Annotated in this window: 8 protein-coding genes; 3 read left to right on the top strand and 5 right to left on the bottom strand. The window is 65.3% G+C overall.

The features are described from left to right. Positions 1–110: 110 nt before the first annotated feature. Positions 111–1,163, bottom strand: coding sequence for a dTDP-glucose 4,6-dehydratase (gene rfbB / locus VWY60_RS15060; RefSeq protein WP_416541045.1), 1,053 nt, complete (start codon positions 1,161–1,163; stop codon positions 111–113). 3 nt (positions 1,164–1,166) lie between these two features. Further along, positions 1,167–1,721 carry a dTDP-4-dehydrorhamnose 3,5-epimerase gene (gene rfbC, locus VWY60_RS15055; RefSeq protein ID WP_416535213.1) on the bottom strand — a complete coding sequence of 185 codons (555 nt, stop codon included), beginning with the start codon at positions 1,719–1,721 and terminating at the stop codon, positions 1,167–1,169. Positions 1,722–1,932: 211 nt separating this feature from the next. Here rfbC and VWY60_RS15050 point away from each other — a divergent pair, with 211 nt between their 5' ends. Together VWY60_RS15050 and VWY60_RS15045 are read left to right on the top strand one after the other, a co-directional pair. Further along, complete coding sequence (locus VWY60_RS15050; RefSeq protein ID WP_416541044.1) at positions 1,933–3,384, top strand: M10 family metallopeptidase C-terminal domain-containing protein; 1,452 nt, start codon at positions 1,933–1,935, stop codon at positions 3,382–3,384. A gap of 425 nt (positions 3,385–3,809) precedes the next feature. Next, positions 3,810–5,156 carry a M10 family metallopeptidase gene (locus VWY60_RS15045; protein WP_416541043.1) on the top strand — a complete coding sequence of 449 codons (1,347 nt, stop codon included), beginning with the start codon at positions 3,810–3,812 and terminating at the stop codon, positions 5,154–5,156. 95 nt (positions 5,157–5,251) lie between these two features. On the opposite strand, the gene VWY60_RS15040 is transcribed toward VWY60_RS15045, so the two are convergent. After that, complete coding sequence (locus VWY60_RS15040; protein ID WP_416541042.1) at positions 5,252–7,438, bottom strand: calcium-binding protein; 2,187 nt, start codon at positions 7,436–7,438, stop codon at positions 5,252–5,254. A gap of 279 nt (positions 7,439–7,717) precedes the next feature. Between VWY60_RS15040 and VWY60_RS15035 the strand changes: the two genes are divergently transcribed. After that, on the top strand, positions 7,718–8,986 hold the full coding sequence (locus VWY60_RS15035; RefSeq protein ID WP_416537069.1) for a DUF2793 domain-containing protein: 1,269 nt from the start codon (positions 7,718–7,720) through the stop codon (positions 8,984–8,986). Positions 8,987–9,002: 16 nt separating this feature from the next. Here VWY60_RS15035 and VWY60_RS15030 read toward each other — a convergent pair whose 3' ends face one another. Together VWY60_RS15030 and fcl are read right to left on the bottom strand one after the other, a co-directional pair. After that, positions 9,003–10,424 carry a mannose-1-phosphate guanylyltransferase/mannose-6-phosphate isomerase gene (locus VWY60_RS15030; RefSeq protein WP_416541041.1) on the bottom strand — a complete coding sequence of 474 codons (1,422 nt, stop codon included), beginning with the start codon at positions 10,422–10,424 and terminating at the stop codon, positions 9,003–9,005. Positions 10,425–10,550: 126 nt separating this feature from the next. Further along, the coding region (gene fcl, locus VWY60_RS15025; RefSeq protein ID WP_416541040.1) for a GDP-L-fucose synthase at positions 10,551–11,537 on the bottom strand (987 nt) is incomplete at its 5' end.

Here is an 11,537-nt window from a genome sequence, read left to right as displayed (position 1 = left end):
CCCCATAGAGGAAACTGCCCGGCAGCATGCCGGGCGCGCCTGACCTTCCCCCCGGGAAGGCGCCTTGCACCTTCCCAAGGTCAGACTCGCCCTTTGTGGCCTATCTGCCGTCACTTTCCCGTCCCCAACCGCTGGCCAACCCCGTCGCGGCTTTGCAGCGCGCGCCACCAGGCCTCATTGTCGAGATACCATTGCACCGTGCGCGCCAGCCCTTCCTCCACGGTGACGCTGGGCCGCCAGCCCAGTTCATCGCGGATACGGGAGGGGTCGATGGCATAGCGGGCATCATGGCCCGGCCGGTCGGTCACAAATGTGATCTGGTCCTTGTAAGATCCCCCGTCATCCCGGGGCCGTTTCTCGTCGAGGATCGCACAGAGCGTCTCGACCAGCTCCAGATTGCTCCGCTCATTCTCGCCGCCGATATTGTAGCTGCGCCCCACGCGCCCCTCGGACACCACCAAGAGCAGCGCATCGGCGTGATCCTCCACATAAAGCCAGTCGCGCACATTGGAGCCATCGCCGTAGATCGGCAGCGGCCTGCCCGCCAGCGCATTGAGGATCACCACCGGGATCAGCTTTTCGGGGAAATGAAAGGGACCGTAGTTGTTCGAACAATTGGTCAGCACCACCGGCAGCCCATAGGTCTCATGCCAGGCGCGCACCAGATGGTCGCTGGCGGCTTTGCTCGCGGAATAGGGCGAGCGCGGATCATAGCCGGTCTCTTCGGTGAACAGCACATCAGGGTCGGCAGGCAGGCTGCCATAGACCTCATCGGTGGAGATGTGATGGAACCGGAAGGCCTCCGGGCGGCCCGCCTCGCTCCAGTATTTCCGCGCCGCTTCCAGCATCTGATAGGTGCCGGTGATATTGGTCTCGATGAAATCCCCGGGGCCGTCGATGGAGCGGTCGACATGGGATTCCGCGGCCAGATGCATCACCACATCCGGGTGATGTCGGGCAAAAACAGTGTCTAATGCGGCGCGATCACGGATATCGACCTGCTCAAAGGCATAAAGCGGGCTGTCCGCCACAGCCGCCACATTGTCCAGACAGGCCGCATAGGTCAGCGCATCGAGGTTCACCACCTGATGGCCGCGCGCCACCGCCAGTCGGACGACGGCCGAGCCGATGAAACCCGCCCCACCTGTCACCAAAATCTTCATCTCTTATCCTTCCCACACGAAGGGGCTGTCGAAATCTTCAAACCGGGGCGCCCTGGCGTCCTTGTCGGACAGGACCGGGCTGCCGTCAAACCCCCAGGTGATGCCGCAGCTGTCCCAGGCCACCCCGCCGTCACACTCCGGCGCGTAGTAATCATTGCATTTATACAGCACCTCGGTGTGCGGCAGGCGGGTGATGAACCCATGCAGGAACCCGGCCGGGATCAGCAGCTGGCGCCCGTTTTCCGCCGACAGCTCCACCCCGGTCCAGCGCCCATAGGTGGGCGAGCCCTTGCGGATATCCACCGCCACATCAAACAGCGCCCCCTGGCCGCAGCGCACCAGCTTGGCCTGAGCATGGGGCGGCGCCTGGAAATGCAGCCCGCGCAGGGTGCCCGGCTCCATCGACAGCGAATGATTGTCCTGCACAAAATCGAAATTGAGCCCCGCCTCGGCCATCCGCGCCCGGTTCCAGCATTCGGAGAAAAACCCCCGCGCATCGCCAAACCGCGCCGGTGTCAGGATCTTCACCCCCGGCAGGTCCGTGTCCTCAATCTGCATGTCCTCTCCCCCCGATCTGCTGCCGTGGTCCTGTCCTCTGTCCTAACGCCCAGACGCCGGTGATGCCAAGGGAAAGGCACATATTGTGGTCCCAACCCACTCTGCGGCTGCCTGACAGCGGGGCCATATGGGATTTCATGAACAATTAAAGGTTTGGACACAGCGCCCTGCTAGGCTCCCCGGAAACGGGCTCATAGCAGGCAGGGATGATATGCCGATATATCAGGATTACCGCGCAGTTTTGATAGATGACGCCACCGGCTGGCATGATGGCTCCGGCGTCATTCGCTATCAGTTCATCACCTCGGTGCCGGATTATTACGACTATGACCCGATCTGGGGAGATTATGACGTCGGCGGAGAATACCTGCCCGAGGGGGCGACGGTGAACATGGACCCCGCCGAACGGCAGATGATGTTGCAGGCGGTCGCAGCCTGGAACGAAGTGGCCAATCTCAACCTGATGCCCGCCGAGGGCGGGATGGCGGATCTGACCTTTGCCAGTGCCCATTTCGCCGATGACGGGCTGTTCGGCTTCATTTCCGATTTTCCCGAACCGGCTGATCTGGGCCGTACCCCGTCGCTGGCCGGGGATCTCTGGATCAACAACAGCAACCCCGATCAATATGTGCCAAACATCGGACCCATACTGGGGCATACCAGCTGGAACACCTATCTGCATGAGCTGGGCCATGCGCTGGGGCTGCGTCATCCCAATGAGCAGCCCGACAACCCCGACACCAGCGGCCAGTTCACGGTGATGTCCTATGTCGCCCATCCGGGCGAGGCGGATCTGAGCTATAACGCGCAGGGCTGGGCGCTGACCCCGATGCTCTGGGACATGCAGGCGCTGCAGGCGCTTTATGGCGCCAATACAAACACCCGCACCGATGCCACCAGCTATTTCGGGGTCGGCGACGGGCGTGGCGGCCAGGCCTATCAATACGGGGCGGATGAGATGACGCTGCGCGGTGCGGATGGGGTGGCGCGCAATGTCAGCCTGACCATCTGGGATGCCGGCGGCGCGGATCTGATCGACGCCTCCGATCTTGGCAGCAACAGCCGGATCGACCTGCGCCCGGGGCAGTATTCCACCATCGGCAGCCTTGAGAACAATGTCGCCATGGCCGCCGCGGTCCGGGTAGACGGGCGCACCGTCAACCTGATCGAGGACGCCTGGGGCGGGGTCGGCAATGACCATCTGATCGGCAATGGCGCCGCCAATACGCTGGTCGGCAACGCCGGGCGTGACACGCTGGCCGGGGCACGCAACAGCGATGTGCTGATCGGCGGGCAGGGCAGCGACCGGCTGCAGGGCGGCAAAGGCCATGACCTGCTGGAGGGCGGGCGCGGACGCGACACGCTGAAAGGCGGCGCCGGGCAGGATACGCTGGAGGGCGGCGGCGGCAATGACCGCATGGCCGGGGGACGGGGCGCGGATGTCTTTGTGTTCTCACGAGGGGCCGATGTGGTGATTGATTTTCAGGGCAACGACCGGATCGACATGGCTGCCGCCACCGGGGTGCTGGATTTTGCCGATCTGCGCGAGGATCACCTTGAGGAAGACGGCGCGAATCTGGTGATCCGGGATCAGGACGGCCAGTCCCTGACCCTGCTCAACACGGCATTCGGTGATCTTGCGGCGGATGATTTCCTGTTCTGAGGGCGCCTCGGACCGCCGCCTTCAGCACCGATCCCTCTATCGCCAGACCTTCTGTCAGAAGATGAAAGCATCAGCCGGCAGGCCCCTGTCCTCAATCTGCAGGGATGCGCTCTGCTGGGCTCCCCTGCGCGCACGCTGCCAGAGCGCGCTTCTCTTATAATCTGCCCTCCCCTCAGTGTCCCGGATATCCCACGGTGGAGGGACAAAGAGGCGGATTTCTGACGCCTCTGTTCCAGGTGCGGATCTCTGCCCGCCATGGGTACCGCCGCGCGGCCGTCCTTGCGGGGTGCTGCACCGTGCCCCTTTCCCCTGAGTGACCCAAGGGAATGCCGCCTCTGGCAAAAAATCTACTATTGCGCGATCTTTATCTACAATATGCACGTTTAACGTGAGTCTTGTTTCATTACAGATGGAAAGCAGATCCCATGCCGTTATATCAGGATTACCGCGCCCTTTTGGTCAGCAACACCGATGGCTGGCACGACGGGGATGACACGATCTCTTATGGCTTTGTGAGCCAGGTGCCAGGCTATTACCCCTATGACCCGGCCTTTGACGACTATGCTGTCAGGGCAGGCTATATCCCGGCCAGCGCCTCTGTTGCGATGGATGCGCGGCAACAGGCGCTGATGCTACAGTCAGTGGCAGCCTGGAACGAGGTCGCCAATGTCAATCTCACCCCTGCCGGACCCGGGGATGTGCTGGATATCGCCTTTGCCAGCTACGGGTTTGACAACACCGGTCTCTTTGGCTTTGTCGCCAATTTTCCCGATGCAGATGATCTGGGCACGGAGGCCTCTATGGCCGGGGATCTCTGGATCAACAGCAGCAACCCCAATCAATATGTGCCGGGCATCGGCCCGATACTGGGGCATACCAGCTGGAACACCTATCTGCACGAGCTGGGCCATGCGCTGGGGCTGCGTCATCCCAATGAGCAGCCCAGCGACGCGGCCACCAACGGCCAGTTCACGGTGATGTCCTATGTCGCCCATCCGGGCGAGGCGGATCTGAGCTATGACGCGCAGGGCTGGGCGCTGACCCCGATGCTCTGGGACATGCAGGCGCTGCAGGCGCTTTATGGCGCCAATACAAGCACCCGCACCGATGCCACCAGCTATTTCGGGGCCGGCGACGGGCGTGGCGGCCAGGCCTATCAATACGGGGCGGATGAGATGACGCTGCGCGGTGCGGATGGGGTGGCGCGCAATGTCAGCCTGACCATCTGGGATGCCGGCGGCGCGGATCTGATCGACGCCTCCGATCTTGGCAGCAACAGCCGGATCGACCTGTGCCCGGGGCAGTATTCCACCATCGGCAGCCTTGAGAACAATGTCGCCATGGCCGCCGCGGTCCAGGTAGACGGGCGCACCGTCAACCTGATCGAGGACGCCTGGGGCGGGGCTGGTGATGACCTGCTGATCGGCAATGAGGCCGCCAATACGCTGGTCGGCAACGCCGGGCGTGACACGCTGAAAGGCGGCGCCGGGCAGGACAGGCTGGAGGGCGGCGAAGGCAATGACCGCATGGCAGGAGGCCAGGGCGCCGATGTCTTTGTGTTCTCACAAGGGGCCGATGTGGTGATTGATTTTCAGGCCGAAGATCGCATCGACATGTCCGCCGCCACCGGGGTGCTGGATTTTGCCGATCTGCGCGAGGATCACCTCGAGATCCGCAACGCCGATCTGGTGATCCGGGATGACAACGGCTGGTCCCTGACCCTGCAGAACACCGCGTTCGAGGATCTCAGGGCGGATGATATCCTGTTCTGAGGGCCCGGCCCGTCAAGCTCTGAGCAGGTTCCGGGCACGTCCGGGAACCTGCTCTTGGGGCGGCCCTCTGCCTATTTCCGACAGCCGATAGCGGATCAGAAGATAAAGTCATCCGCCGTCAGGTCTGCGGCGATCTGATCGAGCAGCAGGATCTCCCCCGCCCCGGTCTGGATCAGCGTATCCTCGCCCTGCTGCTGCAGGCGCAGATCCCCCAGATCCTCGGCGATGCCCGCCCGCGCCAGACGTCCAAGGTGGATCACATCCACTCCTTGCGTGAAATCGCGGATCCTGTCGCTGCCGTGGCCCGCCCCAAAGACAAAGACATCGGCACCCTGGCCGCCCACCAGAAGATCATTGCCGCCGCCGCCATCCAGCGTGTCATTGCCCTTCTGGCCAAACAGCTTGTCCCGGCCGCTCTGGCCCAGCAGCCGGTCGCCCTGGGCACCGCCGCGCAACAGGTCGTTCTGGCCGCCGCCGCGCAGCAGATCCGCATCGGATCCGCCCAGCAGCCGGTCGCCGCCGCGTCCGCCATCCAGCGTGTCACGGCCGGCCCCGCCCACCAGAAGATCGCGCGCGCCCTGCCCCAGCAGAACGTCATTGCCCGCCTCGCCGCGCAAACGGTCGCCGCCCTGACCGCCCAGCAGCCGGTCATGGCCCGCATCGCCCCAGAGACTGTCGCGCCCGTCGCCACCCAGCAGCGTGTCATTGCCCCCCAGCCCGTTGATCTGATCGCCGACACTGCGCGCAGCAATCCGGTCGGCGCCGCCGCTGCCATAGCGCATCGGATCCGGTGCCTCTGCGGGGGGCAGCATCCGGTCGGCAAAGACAAACCCCCCGGCAAAAAGATCCGCCACATCCAGACTGCCGCCATCGGCGCTTTGCACCACAACCTCGGTGCGGCTGCCATCCGCTGCCTGATGGGTGATCACGGCGCCATCGCTGCGGCTGCGGATCTGCAGCCCATCCAGGCTGCGCAGCCCGTCAAACCCCGACAGATCCAGACTGTCCTGCCCGGTCTCGAAATCACTGATGCGCAGGCTGCCACTGCGCCCCTCCTCGGCCGGGCGCAGCACGAAGACATCCGCCCCCGCGCCGCCGCTCAGCACTGCACCGATGCCGCCCGCCAGCACATCCGCCGCGCCGGTGCCGCTGATCCGGCCGCCGACAGTGGTGATCACATCGCCCAGCTCTGCCAGCGGCAGGGTGAACTGCGACAGCCCCTCGGCCGTGCCGGAGCTGGCAAAGATCTGCAGATCCCCCCCCACCACCGCCGCCGCCAGCGCGGTGACATTCTCCAGCCCCAGCCCGGCCTCGCCGGCATTGCTGGCATGGGCGAGGCTCGTGACATGCACCAGCTGGCCCTCCGGCAGGATCCGAAACAGCGCCAGACCGTCGTCGCTGCCCGCCGCCAGCACCAGCATCTCGCCGGCGACCTCGACCACCTCCAGCGCGGTGACCCCGCCAAAACGGGTGGCGGCGGTGTCCAGCACATGATCGCTCAGGCTCATCTGACCATCTGCCGCCAGCGCAATCAGGCTGAGCGAGCCGCTGCCCGCCGCCGCCAGCACCGCCCAGCTGCTGCCAAAGGCGGAGAAGCTCTCCACCGCGGTCGGTTCGGCCAGCCCCAGCCCATCCGCCGCGCCAAGGCTGCCGGCCACCTGCAAAGCGCCGCTCTGCGGATCGATCCGGTAGCTCAGCAGCCCCTGTTCAATCCGGTCGGCCAGCAACAGCAGCTGCGCGCCGCCGCCCAGGTCCGCCAGCTCCAGCGCCACCGCGCCGGGGCGGTCATAGGCCGCCGCGCCGCCCGCCTTGGCCACCTCCGCGCCGCCCGCCCCCAGCTGCCAGCCGCTCAGCCGGCCATTGGCCAGCCCGTAGACCACCGATCCCCCGCTGCCCAGGCTGCCAACCACCGTGGCGTCCAGCCCCGCAGCCCCCGCCCCCGGCAGGCTGTCCTGCTGCTGCGCCGACAGCTGGCCATTGCCGCCGATCTGATGAAACGCCAGGGCGCTGCGGGTGCTGCCCTCGACCAGCAAACGCGTCTCGCCGCCGATCTCGGCCAGGGTCGCCTCGCCCCCCGCCAGCCCCAGCGCGCGATGATAGACCGTATCGCGCAGAACCGGCGTGCCGCCTCCCAGGCTGTAGCTGGCAATGCCGCCATTCAGCCCGCTGACCGCAAACAGCTGCACCGCGCCATTGGTGCCCTGATGGATTTCCAGATCGCGCAGATCGCTGTCCAGCAGCAGATCATTGGCTCCGAACCGTCCTGCAAATCGTAGATCCATCTGTGTTGCTCCCGCGCTACCTGATCACCAGACCCGCCGGAGTTGCATTTCCGGGGGCAGGATCAGCCTCACGGGGAGAGGCGGCGGCAGAGCGGACGGGAATGGGGCAGAAACGCGGCTATTGTTTACATATTGAAGACAATCCCCACGGTCAGGCGCGGAGGAAACAGTCGCCCCCCCCGCAAAAGGGGTGTTGCAGAGCGGGCGCGCGCCCCCTTAGGGGCCGGGTGATCCGACTGGGGCATTCTGGCGCCATCCCCGCGATCAGGAGCCGCCAGAATGCCAGACATCACCCCAGACACCCTGCCCCAGACCACCCCTCTTCTTGCCCTGCCCTATCTGATGCCCGCCCAGGCGCAGAAACATGTGACCCATAACGAGGCGCTGCGCATGCTGGATGCGCTGGTGCAGCTGCGGCTGGAGGCCATTGACGCCACCACCCCGCCCGCAAACCCGGCCGAAGGTGCGGCCTATGGGCTGGCCGACAGCCCGGCCGATGCCTGGGCCGGTCAGGGCGGGCGGCTGGCGATCTGGCAGGATGCCGCCTGGCAGTTCCTGACGCCGCAGCCCGGCTGGCGCGCCTGGGTGCCGGCGGATCAGGCGCTGCGGGTCTGGGATGGCACCCAATGGCAGCTGCCGCCGCTGAGCGGCGACCGGCTCGACCGGCTGGGCATTGCCACCGATGCCGATGCCACCAACCGCCTGTCCCTGCGCAGCCCCGCCAGCCTGCTCAGCCATGATGGCGGCGGCCATCAGCTGAAGATCAACAAGGCCTCGGGCAGCGATACCGCCAGCCTGCTGTTTCAGTCGAACTGGACAGGCCATGCCGAGATGGGGCTGGCGGGCAATACCGATTTCACCGTGAAACTCTCTCCCGATGGCAGCAATTGGGAGGCCGCCATGGTGCTGAAATCCGCCAATGGACGTGCCGGCTTTGGCACCTATGATCCCGGTGCCCGTCTGGAGATCAGCGGCGATGACAGCACGCTTCTGGCGCTCACCGCGACGGGCAGTTCGCAGGATTATCTGACCGCCGGCGATGGCAGCGGCGCGATGTTCCGCCTGGCCCAGAATGGCAATGGCTATTGCGATGGCGCCTGGACCGGCGGTGGCGCGGATTATGCGGAATTCTTCGAATGGGAGGATGGCAACCCGGACGGAGAAGACCGGCGCGGCCTCGCGGTGGTGATGGCGGGTGACCGGATCCGCGCCGCAAGCCCCGGCGAGACGCCGATCGGGGTGATTTCCACAACCCCGTCGATCCTCGGCAATGACGACGGCGGGCGCTGGCAGGGTCGCAGCCTGCGCGATGGCTTTGGCGCCATGCTGCGCGATGCCGGCGGCGCGCCCTGCCTCAACCCGGCCTATGACCCCACCCGCCCCTATCGCAGCCGCGCCGAACGTGCGGAATGGGCCATGGTCGGGCTTCTGGGCCGGCTGCGCCTGCGCACAGGCCAGCCCACCGATCCCCGCTGGATCCGCCTGCGCGCCCTGCCCGCCAGCCAGGACACCCCCGCCGAAGGGCTGGAGGAATGGCTGATCCGTTAGCCAGGGCAGGCGGTTGTCACTTGCGGGCGTAGATATCCTCGTAGCGGATGATGTCATCCTCGCCGAGATAGCTGCCGGTCTGCACCTCGATGAGGACCATCGGCACCTTGCCGGGGTTCTCCATCCGGTGCACCGCGCCCAGGGGAATATAGACCGACTGGTTTTCGCTCACCAGCTGTACCCTGTCATCCACCGTCACCTTGGCGGTGCCTTCGACCACGATCCAATGTTCCGAACGGTGGTGATGGCTCTGCAGGCTGAGCGCCGCGCCGGGGTGGACATGGATGCGTTTCACCTGGAACCGTTCGCCCACCACCAGGCTCTCAAACCAGCCCCAGGGCCGGTGATCCTTGGGGAAGGCCTCGGCCTGGCGGGCGGATTTCGCCTTCAGCGCGCTGACCGCCTGTTTGACGTCCTGCGCGCGGGAGGCATGCGCAACAAGCACCGCATCGGGCATTGCCACGGCAATCACGTCTTTCAGCCCGATGCCGACAACCTCCAGCCCGTCATCCTCCGAGCGCAGCAGGCTGTTGCTGCACTCAATGGCGGTGGCGCGGCCCTGGGTGACAATGCCATCGCCATCCGGCCCGCTTTCGCGCCAGACCGCATCCCAGCCCCCCAGATCGGACCAGCCGCCCGCATAGGGCACCACGGCGAGATTCTCTGCCCGCTCCATCACCGCATAGTCGATGGAGATATCCGCGGCCCCGTCCCAGGCGTCCGGGTCCAGCCGCAGAAAGCCCAGATCCGGCTCCCCCTGCTCCACGGCGCCCTGCACCGGCGCCATCAGATCCGGCGCATGGGTCTCAAAGGCGGCGATGATCGCCTTCACCGAGAACAGGAAGATGCCTGCGTTCCACAGGAACTGACCGGAGGCCAGCATATCCTCGGCGGTGGCCAGATCCGGTTTCTCGACAAAGCGTTTCAGGCCGATCACCTTGGGGCTGAAATCACCGGGATCGCCATCCAGTTCGAGATAGCCATAGCCGGTCTCGGCCCGGTCCGGTTTGATCCCGAAGGTGACCAGCTGGCCTGCCCGCGCCGCCGGTTCCGCCGCCGCCACCGCCGCACGAAAGGCCGCCGCATCGGGCACCACATGATCCGAGGGCGCCACCAGCATCAGCCCGTCAGGATCGCGCGCCCGCAGCCAGAGGGCCGCCGCCAGCACCGCAGGCGCGGTGTTGCGTCCCGCCGGTTCGATCAGGATGGCGCCCGGATCAATGCCCGCCTCCGCCAGCTGTTCGGTGACAATGAAGCGGAAATCGGAATTGGTCAGCACCATCGGAGCCGCAAACCCCTCGCCCGACAGGCGCAGGGCGGAGGCCTGAAACAGCGTGGTCTCCCCGACCAGGGGCACAAATTGCTTTGGGTAGCTTTTGCGCGACAGCGGCCACAGCCGTGTGCCCGAGCCGCCGCACAGAAGAATGGGGGTGATCATGAGCTGTCCCTTTCCGACCGGTCTGCGGGTCTTAGTCTGACCTGTTTGAGGCAAATGTCTGCCCATTTTTCAGGCCATCTCCCTGTCTTTTCTGGGCCTTTTTTGCGGCGATGGCCAGCGGGCTGGTCATTTGCTGCGCAACCGCTCCGGATCCTGCTGCAGATACCACGCATAGGTCTGGGCAATCCCGTCGCGCAGCGCAATCTCGGCCTGCCAGCCCAGCCGGGCCAGCCGCGAGACATCCATCAGCTTGCGCGGGGTGCCGTCGGGCTGCTCCGGGTTGGTCCGGATCTCGCCGTCAAAGCCCACCACCCCGGCCACCATCTCGGCCAGCTCCAGGATCGAGATATCCTGCCCGCAGCCGACGTTGATATGGCTCAGCATCGGGCTGGTTTCGCGCTGGTAGGTCTCCTGATCCAGATCCAGCACAAACAGCGAGGCCGCCGCCATGTCATCCACATGCAGGAATTCGCGCCGCGGCGTGCCGGTGCCCCAGATCGTCACATGATCCTCGCCCGCCCGCACCGCCGCATCAAAACGGCGAATGAGCGCCGGCAGAACATGGCTGTTTTCGGGGTGGAAATTGTCGCCCGGCCCATAAAGATTGGTCGGCATCACCGAGCGGTAGTCGCGGCCATATTGGCGGTTGTAACTTTCGCAGAGCTTGATGCCCGCGATCTTGGCAATGGCATAGGGCTCATTGGTGGCCTCCAGCCGATCCGTCAGCAGCGCCGCTTCGGCCATCGGCTGGGGGGCATGTTTGGGATAGATGCAGCTGGATCCCAGCTGCAACAGCCGCTCAACCCCATGCTGATGGGCGGCATGGATCACATTGCATTCGATCATCAGGTTTTCATAAATGAAATCCGCCGGATAGGTGTTATTGGCATGGATGCCGCCCACTTTGGCCGCCGCCAGCACCACCTGATCGGGGCGTTCTGCGGCAAAAAATGCCTGCACCATGGCCTGATCGGTCAGATCCAGCTCGGCGCTGGTCCGGGTGATCAGCTGGATGTCGTCTCCGGCCGCGCGGCGCGCCTGCAAACGGCGCAGGATGGCGCCCCCCACCATGCCACGATGGCCGGCCACATAGATTTTCACAGCGCTGGTGCC

It is taken from the genome of Phaeobacter sp. JH20_26 (genome assembly GCF_048056275.1).
Classification (GTDB): Bacteria; Pseudomonadota; Alphaproteobacteria; order Rhodobacterales; family Rhodobacteraceae; genus Phaeobacter; species Phaeobacter bryozoorum.
The sequence above is the reverse complement of the archived record's forward strand: the minus strand, read 5'-3'. Positions and strand labels throughout refer to the sequence as shown.